Here is a 16,984-nt window from a genome sequence, read left to right on the forward strand (position 1 = left end):
TGGTTTAAAAAACATTATAAGTTTGTAAATATTTTTCGAGAAAAATCGTCCGAATCTCTCTTGAAACGATAAATTGATTCAATTTGTCAATATAACGCGGAGAAACGAAGTGTTTTTTGTGGGCCATATACTGATTTGAAATTTTCCAGAACTTTTCTGGAAATAAAAGAAGCCCGTAAAGGCAGGTCAGATCCTGTCTGGAAAGAGGATATTTTATTTGATATCCTTGAAGGATCGTTTCACAAAAACGAAATTGATAATCATTTTTTTCCAGGACTTTTTGTAAAAAGTAATATAAGTCAAGGAGCGGATAGCCATAAAAAAAATGTTCAAAATGAATGATAGCTGTATGGTTGCCAGACAAGATGACATTATGGTGTTGGAAAGCACCATGACACCAGCCGGTATGAGAAGGTGGGCTACTGCCAAGGAGTGTTATGGCGTATTCCATCTGTTTTAAAATATCATTTATTTCATTTAAAAACAGATATTCGAAAGTTCCTTTGTTCTTTTTCTTTTTTATATAGCGGAAAATGCTTTTTATTTCCGTATATTTTTGATGATAATGGCGGCAGATAGAAGTATATTTATGCAGATAATCGGAAGAAAAAGTAAGGTCCATTGAGATACAATGAAGGAAAGCCAGGGAAGAGGCTGCTGTCTTTATATCTTTTAAAGAATGAATATCACATTCCGGTCCGGAAAATGTTTTTCTTAAAGCATAAGGTTCATAATACTTATCATAAGAAAGAAAACAATTATTTTTATTTAAAATATATTGATCTACATAAGGGAAACCTGCATCTTTTAATTTTTGTGTCCATTGTGAAACAGCCGTTAGACGTTCTTCAGATAGAGATGTTCGTGCAAGAGAAAAAATCCCATGATCGCTATAACAAAGAATGCCGCCTCTGTTTCGACGAAAATGGTCTGCATGAATATCGTATTGGTCTAACAAAATTTGATATTTTTCGTTCAACATATATCCTCCTCAAAGTTCTACCTCTAATGATATGAAGAAAACAGAAGGAATATGATATAAATTTGCTTAGAGGTGATGGCGGATCGCTTGCCTTCTGTCGGCAAATGGGATATACTAAACTTAGGGTACCAATATGACACTAGGAGGAAAAAAAGATGAGAAAGAAATTTTTATTGATTTCTACTATATTGGTCATTAGTGCATCAGCAGCTCTGGTGGCATGTGGAAAGAAAAGTCCGAGCAGTCCGGAATCTTCTGTATCAAGTGATAAGACAACACAGGAAGAAACATCAAAGGGACAGACTGTTGCAACAACAGAAACGAAAACAGAAGGAACAACAGAGGCTGTAAAAAAAGATGATATTGCAACAAAACAAGATGAAAAGGCAAAACCCAAGGAAGCTTCGGGAACTTTTGAAGGATGGGCAGATTCATCTTCTGTTGAGGTTAAAATGTCAGACGGAGAATATCAGACATTTTTTGTAGAAAAAGAAGAAGTGAAAAAAGCATTAAATGAAAAAGGAGAAGGAGCTTCTATTTCCTTTACTTATGGAGCTTTGGAAGGACAGGTGAACAAACAGATTCTTTCTGTGAAATAAAACCTGAAATATATGAATGAAAAGAGATGTTCCGCAACGGTGCGAAGGCTCCGTAAGCGGAGCATTTTTTATACTATAAGAATTTTTGATGTTTTCATAAGAAAAATGTAAGAAAAATTCAGTATTTCTGTCATAAATCATAAATGCTATCTGTATATAATAGATAATGGAAGCATCAGTAGGAGGTGGAGCAAATGAAAAAGAAATGGATCATTTGTCTGATTGTCTGTTTGATTGGTTTTTACTCGGCATTGCCGGTATCAGCAGGAACGATACAGGATCGGATGATGTCCAATCAGGGACAGGATGTCGTATTCGCAGGCAAAGTGTCTCATGTATCAAAACATTATATTGTACTGAAAGTGACGGATTATATTAATGTTCAGTTAAGCGACACCTCGATCGAAAAAAGAGAAAAAAATCATCGTTATGTCATTCCAAGAAAAAAAGAGATTTCTTATCAATGGTCTTACCATGGGAAGAAGATGATGGAAGAAGGAGATTGTATTGTAGCTTCCTTGAAAAAAGAAAAAGGGAAATGGGTGATAGCCAATGGACTTTACGAGACGGATACCGATCATTACAATACATTGTCATTTGCTCCATTTCAGAAAAATCAAGATTTTCAGAAAACAAAACTTAAGTATTTTATTAACTCAGATGGACGGATGAAAAAATTTACAGTGAATAAAAATGCAACAAGGTTTTATTATAAAGGAAGAAAAATATATGATATAAGGTGGAATATAAAAAAATATTTAACAATTGAACAGATTTGCAATACAGAAAAATTAAAAACGATGGATCAGGACAATCATCTTCCTACAGAAACTGATTTAACTGGAAAAAGTATTTATAATACAAAAAGAATTTTATTGTTTATGCTTGATTTTCTTGCGATTGTTGCACTTGTGGCAATCTTGAGAAAGAGGAGCAAAAGAAAAAAGAGCCAGTGCTAAAAAATAAAGCAGATTTCGCTTGCGAAATCTGCTTATTCTTTAATAATCTTTTATACGAAGTTGAAAGTATTTTTGAGGATGAGCACATACCGGACATTCTTTTGGTGCTTCTTTTCCATAGTGAACATGACCACAGTTTGTACAGATCCATGCAACTTCAACATCCCGATGGTAGACAATGTCTTTTTCAAGGTTGGAAGTTAGCTGCTGATAGCGTTCATCATGATGCTTTTCGATGGCAGCAACCATTTCAAATAAATTGGCAATTTCATCAAATCCCTCTTCTCTGGCTTCTTTTGCAAAGGAAGGATACATTTGAGACCATTCAAAATTTTCACCATTTGCAGCATCTTTTAAATTTTCAATCGTGGAAGGAACGTTACCTCCGTGAAGAAGCTTAAACCAGATTTTTGCATGTTCTTTTTCATTTAGAGCAGTTTCTGAAAAAATATTCCCAAATTGAATATATCCGTCTTTTTTTGCCTGACTTGCATAAAAATCATATTTTGTACGAGCCTGTGATTCTCCTGCAAAAGCAGCCATTAAATTTGCTTCTGTTTTTGTACCTTTTAAATCAGCCATAGAAAAACCTCCTTCTTATAAATAGTAATGATTCCTATTCTTATTATAGTGGATACAAATATACTTTGTCAATATATCATATGATATTATGGATAAAAGTTTTAAATAATATAAAGAAATCGCGATTTTTTGTAACTAGTTAGATGTTATAAAATATACAGGTGAAAACCCAGTGGCTTGCCTCTGGGATGAAGCCATATTCCAAAATAAAAAATAGAAAGCATCTTGTATTATGCATAGAATCATTATATAATCTATGTATAATATTTTTGTTTTGGAGGATATCATGGGAAGACCAAGAACGAATAACACGCAAGTAAATATCTCAATTCCATCTGAATGGAAAACACAGCTTGAAAACCTCGCACGCATTTATTCTGTAGAGGAAGGAAAAACGATCACGTTTCAACAGCTTATGCGACGCGCAATCAAGGAAAAATTCCAATTGGAGGATTGAGATGGAAAATATGTATCATACGAAAAGCCATTGCAAATACCTGATACAGTATCATATCATATGGTGTCCGAAGTTTCGTTTCTCCGTATTAAAAGACGGTATTGATGAATCATTAAAAAAGATCCTTGCAGAAATTTGTGATAGATACCGATATATCATAAAGGCAATGGAGATCATGCCGGATCATATCCACATCTTTGTAGATTGTCCACAAACAGTCGCTCCATGCGATATTGTTCGGACGTTAAAGAGTATCAGCGCAATAGAACTTTTCCGTTTGTATCCAGAATTAAAAAATTTTTATGCAAGATGTGGAGTTTTATGGTCTCCAGGGTATTTCGTCTCAACGATTGGACATATCAGTGCAGAAACTGTAACAAAGTATATCGAGGAACAAAAAAATAAAATGATCAGAAATGAGAAGCCATGACAGAACGAAAGAAACATCAGGTAACAGAATATGAAAAATGTCTGCGAGAGTATCATAAAGCTTCTCCAAGATATGTCCTGATCCTGGAAACGAACCTTCCGGAAGATGAGAAACGACATCTGTTCCATCAGGCAGATCTGCTCCGTCAGTGTGGAAATGAACTACTGGGGATCATGAAACGGAACCTGGAACAGCTGCTACGAACAAAGAAATACCGTGGTATGCGAAAAAGTTACAGCAAGATCAACAAAAGCATCAAAGCACTGCAGCAGATCAAAGAACTGTCAAACGTACAGAAAAGGCATCTGAAAGATCTGCAGAAAGATCTTCGAACGGTCAGTGACCAGATGAATGAAATGCAGGAAGTATATCATGTTACGTGGGATCATTGCAGGAATGCGATGAAAGATCTCTGTTTAAAGAAATGTATCATAAATTCCGGCATCCGTGTCGCTGCTTAAAAGAAAAGATAGAACAGGGCATCCGACTGTGTGTCCTTTGAGACAAAGTGTCTTGAGAATACGAGACCGTTCAATGATTTGAACAATTGTGGCCGCTGGGCTGCATGTCCGTATCTACTGCTCCGGAGCAGATGTGCCAGCCAAAGTCTATGAACTTTGTTCGTAAGATGTACGTTGGTACTAGAATCTCGCCAGTAGAACCCCATGGGTTCAGTCAGGATAGCAGTACTAAAATAGATAACGGGCAATGGACCGTTCCAGACGTGCGATGAACCCGGAAAATTACAACCCAGATGGCACGATCCAAAAAGGCAAAAGTAGAACAACTATTTACATTGACTGGCGGGACCTATATCGAAGTTTCGGCAGACGATCGGGTCAAGTCAGTATGACCATACCGCAGATGTTTCTATCAAAAAGAAACTATCGCAGAGAATGTACTACTACCTACAGGATGGGACCAAAGTCCAGAGAGATTGGTGTTCCTCCTTCCTGTTGTACTGTATCGATCTGATAACAAAGACCATTGACCGGCAGAAATGCCTTGCAACTTTTGAAACTCAGTTAAACAAAGAACAGGACATGATCGAAGAGATCATCCGTTCCAGGAAACATGTGAAAAACTCCGGCATTCGTGCCGTTGCATAAAATAAAGAAAAAAGGGTGTCTGACTGTGCATCCTTCAAAGAAGCAATTTATGCTTTGAGAATACGAGACCGTTTAGATCACTGAACAATTGTGGCCGTTGGGCTGTCCGTATCTGTTGCTTCGGAGCAGATGTGCCTGTCAAAGTCTATGGACTAGATCCATAAGATGCACGCTGGCACTAGAATCCCGTCAGCAGAATCCTAGGGTTCAGTCAGACTGTGAATAAAAGAAAAACAGACAGGAGGTGTTCCTATGAGAATGTATGATTTGATTTTAAAAAAGAGAAATGGACAGGTTCTTGCCGAGGATGAGATTGGATGGATGATCAGCCAGTATACAAAAGGTGAGATTCCGGATTATCAGATGTCAGCTATGATGATGGCTATTTATTTTCAAGGTCTTACAAAGAAAGAAACCATACAGCTTACGATGGCAATGGCAAACAGCGGTGATTTCCTTGATTTATCTTCCATTCCAGGAATTAAGGTAGATAAGCATAGCACTGGAGGCGTTGGAGATAAGACTTCTCTTGCTTTAACACCCATCGTTGCGGCTCTTGGAGTGCCGGTTGCAAAAATGTCAGGGAGGGGACTTGGTCATACTGGAGGTACAATTGATAAACTTGAGAGTATTCCTGGATTTTCAACAAACCTTTCTGAGGAAGACTTTATGAAACAGGTAAAGGAGATTGGCGTTGCTATTATGGCGCAGACAAAAGATCTGGCTCCTGCAGATAAAAAATTGTATGCGTTAAGAGATGTAACAGCAACAGTTGATCAAATGTCTTTAATTGCCAGTAGTATTATGAGTAAAAAACTTGCAGCAGGTGCGGATGCGATTGTCTTGGACGTGAAAACAGGAAATGGTGCATTTATGAAGAAAGAAGAAGATGCAAAAGCTCTAGCAAAGGAAATGATCATGATTGGAAAAGGTGCTGGAAGAAATATGACAGCGGTGATTTCCAATATGGATGAACCTCTTGGCTATGCAGTTGGAAATGCACTAGAAGTAAAAGAAGCGATAGATACCTTAAAAGGTCATGGGCCACAGGATTTTAAGGAACTTGTCTACCATTTGGCGGCCTATATGTTACTCGCTGCAGGTAAAACAGATACACGGGAAGATGCACTTCAAAAAGTTCAAAAATGTGTGAAAAGTGGAAAAGCATTAGAAAAATTTCGTGAATTTATTAGTGCGCAAGGTGGTAATCCAGAAGTAACAGAAGATACCAATCTTTTCCCACAAGCATCGATAGTAGAAGAGGTTTTTTCAAAGGAAGAAGGGTATATTGCAAAAATTGATACAGAAGAAATTGGAATTTGTTCACTGATGCTTGGAGGAGGAAGAGAGACGAAGGATAGCATCATTGATCCTTCTGTTGGTTTGATCCTTCATAAAAAAGTGGCAGACTTTGCAAAAAAAGGAGAATCTCTTGCAACGATCTATGGAAATGATTTAAAAAAAGTAAAACAGGCAAAAGAACACTTTTATCTTTGTTATCACATAGAAAAGGAAAAAACAGAAAAAAAATCCATGATTCAGAATGTCTTATTTTCCTAAGAATTGCATAAAATAATCAAAAAGCAGGAAGATTTATGAGACAGAAGTTATGCTGTTTGCTTTTTGGATTGTTAACAATCTGTTGTGCTGGATGTAGTCGGCAGGAAATAAAGACAAAACGGGATCCAGTTGTTTATGTAGTTTGCAGAGAAAATGTGATCCCAAGAGAATTGAAAGAGCTGATCCTGAAAGAGAAAGGAGAGGCTTTTCATTTTACTTATACAACGATGGATTACACTTATTATGTAATCGGATATGGAAGACAACCAGGGAAAGGCTACAAGATCAGGGTGAAAGAATTTACAATGGATAAGACTCATATTTACATTGATACAACTCTGATCGGGGTGACAAAAGAACACCAGAAGGAAGGAATATCTTTTCCATATATCGTTTTAAAGAGTCAATTTTATGAAAAAGATGCCAGTTTCCGTTAAAATTATAAAAAGTTTAGAATGGTTTTATTGATTTATAAAGGAAGAAACCATATAATGGTGTTTATGAATCGAAGGAGGAACAATTTTGGATAATAATCAAGACAAAAGAAATAAGAAAGATGATGAGAATAAGAAGAAAACCGCAAAAATGCTGGTGATATTTCTTGTAATTTCGATTCTTGGAACAATCTTTTTTAATCAGGTAGTATCAAAATGGAAAAATGGTACAGAAACAACGATTTCTTATGATAAATTTATCAGTATGTTGGATAAAAATCAGGTGAAAAGTGTTGAAGTTACAGATGAACAGCTGAATGTAACACCGAAGAAGAGTGGAAACCCGATTTATAAGACGACATATGTGGTTCAAAGAATCAGTGGTGATTATAAGCTGGTGGATCGTTTGTCAAAGAATGGAAATGTAAAGTTTTATCAAAAGCCGCAGGATTCTATGAATACGATCCTGGCAATCGCATTAAATCTTGTGCCTACGATCTTAATTTTTGGGTTCCTTGTTCTCATGATGAAGAGAAGCAGTGGAATGATGGGAGTTGGAAAATCCAATGCAAAAGTTTATGTCGAAAAGAAGACAGGAGTTACTTTTGCAGATGTAGCCGGTCAGGGAGAGGCAAAGGAAAGTCTTACAGAAATGGTAGACTTTCTTCATAATCCTGGAAAGTATACAGCCATTGGTGCTAAACTTCCAAAAGGGGCATTGCTTGTGGGACCTCCAGGAACTGGTAAAACATTACTTGCAAAGGCTGTGGCAGGAGAAGCCGGTGTACCGTTTTTTTCTCTGTCAGGTTCTGACTTTGTAGAAATGTTTGTCGGTGTTGGTGCGTCCAGAGTTCGTGATCTGTTCAAACAGGCACAGCAGATGGCACCTTGCATCATTTTTATTGATGAGATTGATGCTATTGGAAAGAGCCGTGATAATGGAATTCAAGGTGGAGGAAACGATGAACGTGAGCAGACATTAAATGCCTTACTTGCTGAGATGGATGGATTTGATACATCCAAAGGAATTATTATTCTGGCAGCAACAAACCGCCCGGAAGTTCTTGATAAGGCTTTATTAAGACCAGGACGTTTTGATCGTCGTGTTATTGTAGAACGTCCAGATTTGAAGGGTAGAATTGAGACATTAAAAGTTCATGCGAAAGATGTCAAAATGGATGAAACGGTTGACTTTGAGGAAATTGCACTCGCGACTTCCGGAGCCGTGGGATCAGATCTTGCGAATATGATTAATGAAGCTGCCCTTGGTGCAGTGAAAGCCGGAAGGAAAGCAGTATCACAGAAGGATCTTTTTGAAGCTGTAGAGGTTGTTATTGCAGGTAAAGAAAAGAAAGATCGAATTCTTGGAGATAAGGAAAAACAGATTGTTGCATATCATGAGGTTGGACATGCGCTTGTTATGGCCTTACAAAAAGAATCAGAACCTGTTCAGAAGATTACAATCGTACCTCGTACAATGGGAGCACTTGGATATACAATGCAGCGCCCGGAAGAAGAAAAATATTTAAATTCTAAAGAAGAAATGCTTGCAGATCTTGTATCTTTCTTTGGAGGACGTGCAGCAGAAGAAATAAAATTCCATTCTGTAACAACTGGTGCATCCAATGATATTGAACGTGCAACAAAGATGGCAAGAGCTATGGTTACACAGTATGGAATGTCTGAGGAATTTGGTTTGATGGGATTAGAATCTATTACAAATCGATATTTGGATGGACGTGCCGTTATGAATTGTGCAGAGTCTACAGCAGCAAAAGTTGATGATGTTGTCATGAGAATTTTAAAAGAAGCTTATCAGCAGGCATTGACTTACATTCGTGACAATATGGATATTCTTGATGAAGCAGCGCAATTTCTGATTTCAAAAGAAACCATTACCGGCAAAGAATTTATGGAAATTTTTGATAAATATAAAAATCCAAAGCCGGAAGAAGCGAAGGAAGCAGTTGAAGAAAAAACAGAAGAAACATCATTAGAAAAACAAGAAGAAGAGCCATTTCAGAGTGGATATGCTCAATGGGTAGAAGATGATGACGATGATGGATCACAGGAATAGAGAGATTGTGTTTTAATAAAATTCGGCTGGGAAAGCAAAAAAATGTTTTCCCAACCGTTTTTTATTTTTTAATAGGTAATTTATTAAAAATGAAAGATTTTGGATATTAAAAAAAGTTATAGCAAATGGTGTAAATCAATAGATAGGGGATTCTTTACAGTAGAAAAATAACATGATAATATGAAAAGTAAGGAATAGAGAATGAAAGAAAAAAGGAGAAAACAGAATGAAAATATCGGAAATTTTAAAAAAGAAAGCAACCATTTCTTTTGAGGTATTCCCTCCAAAAAATAAAGAAGGAGATATTTCTTCTATTTATCATACGATTGAAGAACTTGCAAAATTATCACCGGATTTTATTAGCGTTACTTATGGTGCCGGCGGATCAACCAAAGGAAAGACGATTGAAATTGCATCTGCGATTAAACATCAGTATGGAATTGAGTCCGTTGCACATCTAAGTTGTATTTCTTCTACAAAAGATGACATTTTATTTGAATGCAATCGTTTAAAAGAAGAAGGAATTGATAATATCCTTGCACTTCGTGGGGACTATCCAGCGGATGCTGTGGATTTTAATCCAGAAAATCTTCAATTCCATTATGCAAGCGAATTAAATGAATTTATTGGAGAGCATTTTCCTGGTCAATTCTGCTTGTCTGGTGCGTGTTATCCAGAAACTCATCAGGAAGCCGATGGATTTAAGAAAGACTTGGAAGCATTAAAAAAGAAAGTTGATGAGGGGGCAGAATATCTTGTAACGCAGATTTTCTTTGACAATGATTATTATTACCGCTTGGTAAGGGAAGCAAGAAAGATTGGCATCAATGTTCCAATTCTTGCAGGAATTATGCCGATCACAAATGCAAAATCATTGATTCGTACAACAAAAATGTGTGGATGCACAGTTCCTTATCAGCTTTCGACAATGATTGAAGCTTATTATGACAATCCAGAAGCCATGAAGGAGGTTGGAATTAATTATGCAGCACAGCAGATTATCGATCTGATTACAAATGGAGTTGATGGAATTCACATTTATACAATGAACAGACCAGAAATTGCAAAGAGTGTTTTTGAAAGTATTCCAACTATCTTGAAAGAACTGAATAAAAATGCTTAAAGAAACAGCCCTTAAATATCTTGGATATGGAAATCAGGAGCCATCGATAGAAATTTCAAATTTGTTGGATGAATGTATAGAGGAAATTAAGAAGGTATCCGATCCAAAAGTAACGGTGCAAAAATTCCATTTGGAAAGAAATCCATTAAGAATTGCAGAAACCGGAGATGAAATCAAAGGGAAACAAATGGAAGAACTTTTGGAAGGATGTGAAGAATGTCTTCTTATTGGATGTACGCTTGGAATTGCAATGGAACGTAAGATTAAATTTTACAGCAAGCTAAATATGACGAAATCAATGATTATGGATGCTGCGGCCAGTGCTTATTTGGAACAGTTTTGTGATGATTACGAGATGGGTCTTGGATATTCAGATCGTACATACCGTGCCTGCCCTGGATATGGGGATTTTCCATTGGAATTTAATAAAAGAATTGCAGCTATTTTGGATATATCGAAGAAAATAGGGGTAACAATTACACCAAATCATCTTTTAATTCCACAAAAATCCATGCTTGGACTGATTGGAATTGGAAGTAAAAGACAAAAGAAATCATGCGGGGATTGTGTTATGAAAGAAGACTGCCCGTTTAGAAAGCGAGGACAAAGATGTTACGAGACCGAATAGGGAAAGACCTGCTTATATTTGATGGTGCTATGGGAACCCAGCTTCAAAATGCAGGGCTTGCTGCCGGTGATATTCCGGAAGAATTAAATATTGACCGACCAGAGTTGTTAAAAAACATTCATATGAATTATTTAAAAGCAGGAGCAGATTTTATTACAACAAATACGTTTGGATGTAACAGAATCAAAATGGAAGAAGCAAAGTATGAAGCAAAAGATATGCTTCTTGCTGCTGTAGAAAATGCAAAAGCTGCAAGAAAAGAAGTCGGAAGAGAGAAAGATGCTTACATTGTATTGGATATTGGACCGATTGGACAGCTTTTAGAACCGATGGGAACTTTAACATTTGATGAAGCATATGATATTATTTTGGAACAGATTGAAACCGTAAAAGATCAAGTAGATGCTGTTTTATTTGAAACGATGAGTGATCTTTACGAGGTAAAAGCAGGAATTCTTGCAGTGAAAGAACATACTGATCTCCCAGTATTTGTTACAATGACTTTTGAGCAGAATGGGCGTACATTGTCTGGAAATGATGCAGAAACATTTATTAATGTAGCGGAAGGTCTTGGTGTTGATGTACTTGGAGTCAATTGTTCTTTAGGACCAGATGAATTAAAACCAATTATTGACGAGATTCTTGAGAAAGCAACGGTTCCTGTCATGCTTCAGCCGAATGCGGGACTCCCTTGTTTGGAACATGGGGAAACTCATTATCATGTAACACCGGAAGAATATGTAGAATCCATGAAAGACTATATGAATCGTGGAGCAGCGATTGTTGGCGGATGTTGCGGAACAACACCAGAATTTATTGCACAGCTTTCCCAAGCGGCACCTGAAACAGTAGCAGAACGTGTTGTAGAAAAGAAAACAAGAGTATCTAGTCAGACACAAACAGTTACATTTGGAGATCATGTTATCGTATGTGGAGAACGTTTAAATCCAACTGGAAAGAAAAAAATGAAAAAGGCACTATTGGAAGAACGTTATGATGAATTGGTTGTAGAAGCTGTCAAACAGTCAGAAGCTGGGGCAGAAGTGCTGGATGTCAATGTCGGATTACCAGGAATTGATGAACCAGAGACAATGAAAAAAGTTGTACGCTTGTTACAGGAAGTTATTACATTGCCGCTACAGATTGACAGTTCTAATGCAGAGGCAATTGAGAAAGCTTGCCGTTATTATAATGGAAAACCTTTGATCAATTCTGTCAATGGAAAAGATGAAGTCATGGAAGCAGTCTTCCCAATTGCACAGAAATATGGTGGAGTCGTGATTGGATTGACACTGGAAGACGGAATTCCATTAAAAGCGGAAGAACGATTTGAAATCGCAAAGAAAATTATTCATAAGGCAGCACAGTATGGTATTGGAAAAGAAGATATCATTATTGACTGTTTGACGCTGACAGCATCTGCACAGCAAAAGGAAGTGCGGGAAACACTTCGTGCGATTAAAATGGTAAAAGAACTAGGAGTTCATACAGTGCTCGGGGTATCGAATGTATCCTTCGGACTTCCAAATCGTCCATTATTGAACCGTACTTTTCTTGCACTTGCTATGGAAGCAGGGCTGGATCTTCCGATTATCAATCCATTGGATGCAGAGTTGATGGGAACCATCGATGCATTCCATGTTCTGTTTTATAAAGATGTAGATAGTCAGATTTATATTAAGAATCAGTCAAAAGCAGCAGAGGCAAAACCGGCAGCTGCGGCAAATGCAGCATCTTTTACTTTGAAGGATGTCATTGTACATGGATTAAAAGATGAAGTGGAAAATGCAGTAAAGGCAGAGCTTAAGGAAAAAGAAGCATTAACAGTGATTAATGAAATTATTATTCCAGCTTTGAATATTGTAGGAAAAGATTATGAAACTGGAAAAATTTTCCTTCCACAGCTGATACAATCAGCGGAAACAACAAAAAAAGCATTTGAGGTTGTGAAAGAATCTTTTGCATCAAATGATGGAGAAGAAAAAGGACCGGTTATTATGGCAACCGTAGAAGGTGATATTCATGATATCGGAAAAAATATTGTGAAAGTTGTGCTGGAAAGTTATGGATATCGAATTATTGACCTTGGAAAAGATGTAAAAGTTGAAGCTGTTGTAGAAGCGTATGAAAAATATCAGCCAAAAGCCATTGGATTAAGTGCATTGATGACAACGACGGTTGCATCAATGGAGCGAACCATTCAGGCATTGCATGAAAAAGGTTGTACTGCACCAATTTGGGTTGGGGGAGCTGTACTTACAGAAGATATTGCAAAAAATATTGGAGCAGATTATTATGCCGAGGATGCTATGGCATCCGTCAATTTGCTAGAAAAAATTATTGCATAATTGTATAAATTTGACAGAATGCGGGAATAATGTTAACATAGTAAGGAAACGATGTAGAATGTTGTATACAATCTACATATAGAATGGAGTGAATTTTATGGGACAATTAAACCTGCAGAGTGTTCGTCATTCAATTAGACAGCAAGTTGGCAACAAGATTAAAATCAGTGCAAACAGAGGAAGACATAAATTTGAAACAGCTCATGGAATTATTAAGGAAACGTATCCAAATATTTTTGTTGTTGAGCTGGAAGATGAATCCGGCAAGGATCAAAACAAGACGGTAAGCTTTAGTTATCAAGATGTAATTACAAGAGATGTCCGGATGATGCTTGTTGAGAATTAATTTATAAGATGAAGGCATAGGTTCCTTCCTGTCAGAATATATTGGTATATACAGACAGGGAGGAGTTTTTTTATGGAATTTAGTAAAAAAGATTTTTATGGAATTGCAGTCAAAGAGCGCAAACAGGTGCAGATTACAATTGATCAGGATTGTAATGTCCCGGACACAAAACCTGATGTGGAAAAGATGATACAGACAAAAGGAATTGTGACGATTCAGGAAACAGAGATGATGGTGGACAGGATCCGACTAAAAGGAGAATTCCATTTTCAGGGGCTTTATGGAACAAATGATCCAAGAACATTTTTAGAATCTTTAGATTATGCATTGCCATTTGAAGAATATATACATATTGACGGAGTTGTTCCGGCAGATTATGTAAAGGTACAATATCATGTAGACGATATTAACACAGTTTTGATTAATTCCAGAAAGTTAAGTATCCGTGTTCTGTTAATGTTCACGCTTCAAATCAATGAAGAAATGAAAGAGGAAGTTATTGTTGATATTTATAATGAAGGAGTTTCAACATTAAAAAAAGAAATCCAGGTTACAGATCTGGTTGTCAGTAAAAAAGATATTGCAAGGATGAAAGAGGAACTTGTTCTTCCAGCCAATAAGTCGAATATTTATCAGATTTTATGGAGTCAAATTGACATGGAAAATCTGCAGGGAAGGCTTGCAGATCATACAATAGAAATTCATGGAACCATGCATGTATTTTTATTGTATCTTGGGGAAGATGAGCAAGTGCCAGTACAATATGCAAGATGGGAAGTTCCAATTCATACGGAAATAGAATGTCAAGAATGTATTCCTGGCATGGTTGGAAGAATTGGTATTATTCCAGGAAATCAGCAGCTGGAAGTGCGACCAGATACGGATGGAGAAGAACGGCTGATTTCTGTGGACATGGCTTTAGACTGTGATATTAAAATTTATGAAGATCAAGTGCTTTCTTATGTCGATGATGGGTATACAATGAAAGCAAAATTAGTTCCAGAATATAAGATGTTTGATTTTGAAACATTGATTGGAAAAAATCAGGCGGTTATGAGAGATTCGAAACGGTTTGCCATTCAGCAAGAGCCTGGAAAACTTTTGCAGATTTTAACGGTAAAAGGAAGTTGCAGTGTGGATGATATTGAGGTGACTGATCAAGGCTTGAAAGTAGAAGGAGTATGGATGGCAGATGTTTTGTATCTTTCAACAGAAGATCAAATGCCAGTTATGAGCGATTCTTATATGGAACCATTCACGTTTTTTGTTGAAGCAAAAGGTCTTACAAAAAAAGATGATTATCAGTTGGATGTTCAGCTTGATCAAGTTACAGGAAACCCGGTAGAAGGTGATGAAATAGAAATCAAGGTGTCTATTTTATTTGATTTTATTTCTTTTCACAAGAAGCAGCAAAGAGTAATGGTTGACATGAAGGAAGAAAAACTAGATTATCAGGCGATTCAGAATATTCCAGGAATTGTCGGGTATATTGTAAAAGAAGGGGATACGCTTTGGTCTATTGCTAAAAAGTATTTCACAACGGTAGAAAGTATTCAAGAGCAAAATGAGGGTGTGGAAGAAGTTAAACCAGGAGATAAATTGCTGATTGTAAAAGAGATTATGACTATTGCAAAAGATTTGTAAAATAGTATGGAAATAAGGATTGCATTTTTATAAGAACAATACTATAATGTACTGTATACAAGACATAACAGAAGATAAAGATTGGAAAGAGGTAAAGGAGCGTATATGGATAGTGTTGTTCTAAAATCATATGGGAAAATCAATCTTGGACTGGATGTTCTTAGAAAACGGCCGGATGGATATCATGAGGTGCGGATGATCATGCAGACGGTAGGTCTCTATGATATGCTCACAATGAAAAAGAAAAAAGAAGATAAAATTTCTATGAAATGTAATCTTTCTTTTCTTCCGGTAGATGAGAAAAATCTGGTATACCGGGCGGCCTCACTTATAAAAGAAACGTATGGAATTTCAGAAGGGGTTGATATTTCATTAAATAAAAAAATTCCGGTAGCAGCAGGAATGGCTGGGGGAAGTTCAAACTGTGCAGCGGCGTTAAAAGGAATGAATCAGTTGTTTGACCTAGGTTTGACAACGGATGAGTTGTGTGATCTTGGTGTGAAACTTGGTGCAGATGTTCCTTATTGTATCTGGGGTGGCACAGCGCTTGCAGAAGGAATAGGAGAGAAACTTACAAGAATTGCATCGATGCCTTCTTGTAGCATTCTGATTGCAAAACCAGGGATTAGTGTATCAACTGCCTTTGTATACAAAAATTTGAAACTTGATCAGCTGGATCACCATCCGGATATTGATGGAATGATTAAGGATCTGGAATCTAAAGATTTAAAAGGAATTTGTGAAAAACTTGAAAATGTTTTAGAAACAGTGACTATACCGGAATACCCGGTGATTGAGCAGATTAAGAAATTTCTGAAGAACCATGGAGCTATGGGATCTTTGATGAGTGGAAGTGGGCCTACAATTTTTGGAATTTATAAAGATAAAAAGACAGCCCGTGAAGCATTGGCAGCTTTAAAAGATATGAAAGAAGTCCGTCAGGCATATGTGGTAGATCCAGTAGATGATCCGGACCAGATGTAATACACAAGCGGATATACAAAAAAGAGAAGCAGGAGGAAGCAACAATGAGCGATAAGTTAAAAGTAAACATGAATGAGTATCTGCCTCTTAGGGATGTGGTATTTAATACTCTCAGACAGGCAATTATTACAGGAGAATTTGCACCTGGGGAACGTCTGATGGAAATTGCGCTGGCAAATCGTCTTGGAGTCAGTCGTACACCAGTCAGAGAAGCCATTCGCAAACTAGAATTGGAAGGTCTGGTTGTCATGATTCCAAGAAAAGGTGCGGAAGTAGCGCGGATTACAGAAAAAGATTTAAGAGATGTTCTGGAAGTTCGCAGTTCTTTGGAAGAACTGGCAGCAGAACTTGCCACAGAGCGTATGAATGATGAATATAGAGAAAAAATTGAAAAATCATTAAAGGAATTTGAACAGGCAATTCAGCGTGGAGATAATGGAGAAATTGCAGATAGTGATATGGAATTTCACGATGTTATTTTTGATGCGACAGGAAATGCAAGACTGATTCAGATTTTGAATAATTTAAGAGAACAGATGTACCGTTATCGTCTGGAATATGTAAAGGATACAGAATATCATGCAGTTCTTTTAAGAGAGCACCAGGAACTGGTCGCTGCAATGTTTGCCAGTAAGAAAGATGAAGCAAGAAAAATCATGAAACGTCATATTGATAATCAAGAAATGACTGTGATACGCAATATAAAAGAAGAAAATTAATAA

At 36.9% G+C, this 16,984-nt stretch carries 18 protein-coding genes; 16 read left to right on the forward strand and 2 right to left on the reverse strand.

The genetic code is table 11. The features are described from left to right. Positions 1–4 precede the first annotated feature (4 nt). Complete coding sequence (locus KQI71_RS02390) at positions 5–982, reverse strand: phosphotransferase (protein ID WP_216433735.1); 978 nt, start codon at positions 980–982, stop codon at positions 5–7. Between the two features lie 155 nt (positions 983–1,137). On the opposite strand from KQI71_RS02390, the gene KQI71_RS02395 reads away from it, so the two are divergent. Together KQI71_RS02395 and KQI71_RS02400 are read left to right on the forward strand one after the other, a co-directional pair. After that, complete coding sequence (locus KQI71_RS02395) at positions 1,138–1,581, forward strand: nucleolar protein 3 (RefSeq protein WP_253287898.1); 444 nt, start codon at positions 1,138–1,140, stop codon at positions 1,579–1,581. Between the two features lie 194 nt (positions 1,582–1,775). Beyond that, positions 1,776–2,540 carry a hypothetical protein gene (locus KQI71_RS02400; protein WP_216433737.1) on the forward strand — a complete coding sequence of 255 codons (765 nt, stop codon included), beginning with the start codon at positions 1,776–1,778 and terminating at the stop codon, positions 2,538–2,540. A 39-nt stretch (positions 2,541–2,579) separates the two neighbouring features. Here the strand turns inward: KQI71_RS02400 and rbr are convergent, their stop codons facing one another. After that, the gene (rbr, locus tag KQI71_RS02405) at positions 2,580–3,122 is read right to left on the reverse strand and encodes a rubrerythrin (RefSeq protein WP_216433739.1); all 543 of its coding nucleotides are present in this window, start codon (positions 3,120–3,122) and stop codon (positions 2,580–2,582) included. Positions 3,123–3,408: 286 nt separating this feature from the next. Here rbr and KQI71_RS02410 point away from each other — a divergent pair, with 286 nt between their 5' ends. From KQI71_RS02410 to KQI71_RS02475, 14 genes are all read left to right on the forward strand, one after another. After that, complete coding sequence (locus KQI71_RS02410) at positions 3,409–3,579, forward strand: hypothetical protein (protein WP_216433741.1); 171 nt, start codon at positions 3,409–3,411, stop codon at positions 3,577–3,579. 1 nt (position 3,580) lies between these two features. Continuing rightward, positions 3,581–4,009: an IS200/IS605 family transposase gene (gene tnpA / locus KQI71_RS02415; protein WP_216433743.1), complete on the forward strand. Its 429-nt coding sequence runs from the start codon at positions 3,581–3,583 to the stop codon at positions 4,007–4,009. After that, a complete protein-coding gene (locus KQI71_RS02420; protein ID WP_216433745.1) occupies positions 4,006–4,470 on the forward strand; it encodes a hypothetical protein in 465 nt (154 codons plus the stop codon). The genes tnpA and KQI71_RS02420 overlap by 4 nt, the downstream gene beginning before the upstream one ends. Positions 4,471–4,905: 435 nt before the next feature. Beyond that, positions 4,906–5,118: a hypothetical protein gene (locus KQI71_RS02425; RefSeq protein ID WP_216433747.1), complete on the forward strand. Its 213-nt coding sequence runs from the start codon at positions 4,906–4,908 to the stop codon at positions 5,116–5,118. 252 nt (positions 5,119–5,370) lie between these two features. Further along, positions 5,371–6,678, forward strand: coding sequence for a pyrimidine-nucleoside phosphorylase (locus tag KQI71_RS02430; protein WP_216433749.1), 1,308 nt, complete (start codon positions 5,371–5,373; stop codon positions 6,676–6,678). A 35-nt stretch (positions 6,679–6,713) separates the two neighbouring features. After that, on the forward strand, positions 6,714–7,115 hold the full coding sequence (locus KQI71_RS02435; RefSeq protein WP_216433750.1) for a protease complex subunit PrcB family protein: 402 nt from the start codon (positions 6,714–6,716) through the stop codon (positions 7,113–7,115). A gap of 85 nt (positions 7,116–7,200) precedes the next feature. Further along, entirely contained in the window at positions 7,201–9,189 is a 1,989-nt protein-coding gene (gene ftsH / locus KQI71_RS02440; RefSeq protein WP_253287899.1) for an ATP-dependent zinc metalloprotease FtsH, read from the forward strand. A 226-nt stretch (positions 9,190–9,415) separates the two neighbouring features. Next, positions 9,416–10,312: a methylenetetrahydrofolate reductase [NAD(P)H] gene (metF, locus tag KQI71_RS02445; protein WP_216433752.1), complete on the forward strand. Its 897-nt coding sequence runs from the start codon at positions 9,416–9,418 to the stop codon at positions 10,310–10,312. Further along, entirely contained in the window at positions 10,305–10,940 is a 636-nt protein-coding gene (locus KQI71_RS02450; protein ID WP_216433754.1) for a Vitamin B12 dependent methionine synthase, activation domain protein, read from the forward strand. The genes metF and KQI71_RS02450 overlap by 8 nt, the downstream gene beginning before the upstream one ends. Continuing rightward, positions 10,922–13,288, forward strand: coding sequence for a homocysteine S-methyltransferase family protein (locus KQI71_RS02455; protein ID WP_216433756.1), 2,367 nt, complete (start codon positions 10,922–10,924; stop codon positions 13,286–13,288). Before KQI71_RS02450 ends, KQI71_RS02455 begins: the two co-directional genes overlap by 19 nt. 97 nt (positions 13,289–13,385) lie before the next feature. Continuing rightward, positions 13,386–13,634 carry a Veg family protein gene (locus tag KQI71_RS02460; protein WP_216433758.1) on the forward strand — a complete coding sequence of 83 codons (249 nt, stop codon included), beginning with the start codon at positions 13,386–13,388 and terminating at the stop codon, positions 13,632–13,634. A 72-nt stretch (positions 13,635–13,706) separates the two neighbouring features. Beyond that, on the forward strand, positions 13,707–15,278 hold the full coding sequence (locus KQI71_RS02465) for a DUF3794 and LysM peptidoglycan-binding domain-containing protein (RefSeq protein ID WP_216433760.1): 1,572 nt from the start codon (positions 13,707–13,709) through the stop codon (positions 15,276–15,278). 105 nt (positions 15,279–15,383) lie between these two features. Continuing rightward, positions 15,384–16,262 carry a 4-(cytidine 5'-diphospho)-2-C-methyl-D-erythritol kinase gene (gene ispE, locus KQI71_RS02470; RefSeq protein ID WP_216434181.1) on the forward strand — a complete coding sequence of 293 codons (879 nt, stop codon included), beginning with the start codon at positions 15,384–15,386 and terminating at the stop codon, positions 16,260–16,262. A gap of 44 nt (positions 16,263–16,306) precedes the next feature. Then, entirely contained in the window at positions 16,307–16,981 is a 675-nt protein-coding gene (locus KQI71_RS02475; protein WP_216433762.1) for a GntR family transcriptional regulator, read from the forward strand. The last annotated feature ends 3 nt before the right edge of the window (positions 16,982–16,984 follow it).

The sequence above is a fragment of the Anaerostipes sp. MSJ-23 genome, from assembly GCF_018918155.1.
GTDB lineage: Bacteria > Bacillota > Clostridia > Lachnospirales > Lachnospiraceae > Anaerostipes.

What these genes read in the sequence shown, in the direction of transcription:
- KQI71_RS02390 (WP_216433735.1), bottom strand. Translation starts at nt 982, where the DNA reads ATGTTGAACGAAAAATATCAAATTTTGTTAGACCAATACGATATTCAT.
- KQI71_RS02395 (WP_253287898.1), top strand. Translation starts at nt 1,138, where the DNA reads ATGAGAAAGAAATTTTTATTGATTTCTACTATATTGGTCATTAGTGCA.
- KQI71_RS02400 (WP_216433737.1), top strand. Translation starts at nt 1,776, where the DNA reads ATGAAAAAGAAATGGATCATTTGTCTGATTGTCTGTTTGATTGGTTTT.
- rbr (WP_216433739.1), bottom strand. Translation starts at nt 3,122, where the DNA reads ATGGCTGATTTAAAAGGTACAAAAACAGAAGCAAATTTAATGGCTGCT.
- KQI71_RS02410 (WP_216433741.1), top strand. Translation starts at nt 3,409, where the DNA reads ATGGGAAGACCAAGAACGAATAACACGCAAGTAAATATCTCAATTCCA.
- tnpA (WP_216433743.1), top strand. Translation starts at nt 3,581, where the DNA reads ATGGAAAATATGTATCATACGAAAAGCCATTGCAAATACCTGATACAG.
- KQI71_RS02420 (WP_216433745.1), top strand. Translation starts at nt 4,006, where the DNA reads ATGACAGAACGAAAGAAACATCAGGTAACAGAATATGAAAAATGTCTG.
- KQI71_RS02425 (WP_216433747.1), top strand. Translation starts at nt 4,906, where the DNA reads ATGTACTACTACCTACAGGATGGGACCAAAGTCCAGAGAGATTGGTGT.
- KQI71_RS02430 (WP_216433749.1), top strand. Translation starts at nt 5,371, where the DNA reads ATGAGAATGTATGATTTGATTTTAAAAAAGAGAAATGGACAGGTTCTT.
- KQI71_RS02435 (WP_216433750.1), top strand. Translation starts at nt 6,714, where the DNA reads ATGAGACAGAAGTTATGCTGTTTGCTTTTTGGATTGTTAACAATCTGT.
- metF (WP_216433752.1), top strand. Translation starts at nt 9,416, where the DNA reads ATGAAAATATCGGAAATTTTAAAAAAGAAAGCAACCATTTCTTTTGAG.
- KQI71_RS02450 (WP_216433754.1), top strand. Translation starts at nt 10,305, where the DNA reads ATGCTTAAAGAAACAGCCCTTAAATATCTTGGATATGGAAATCAGGAG.
- KQI71_RS02455 (WP_216433756.1), top strand. Translation starts at nt 10,922, where the DNA reads ATGTTACGAGACCGAATAGGGAAAGACCTGCTTATATTTGATGGTGCT.
- KQI71_RS02460 (WP_216433758.1), top strand. Translation starts at nt 13,386, where the DNA reads ATGGGACAATTAAACCTGCAGAGTGTTCGTCATTCAATTAGACAGCAA.
- KQI71_RS02465 (WP_216433760.1), top strand. Translation starts at nt 13,707, where the DNA reads ATGGAATTTAGTAAAAAAGATTTTTATGGAATTGCAGTCAAAGAGCGC.
- ispE (WP_216434181.1), top strand. Translation starts at nt 15,384, where the DNA reads ATGGATAGTGTTGTTCTAAAATCATATGGGAAAATCAATCTTGGACTG.
- KQI71_RS02475 (WP_216433762.1), top strand. Translation starts at nt 16,307, where the DNA reads ATGAGCGATAAGTTAAAAGTAAACATGAATGAGTATCTGCCTCTTAGG.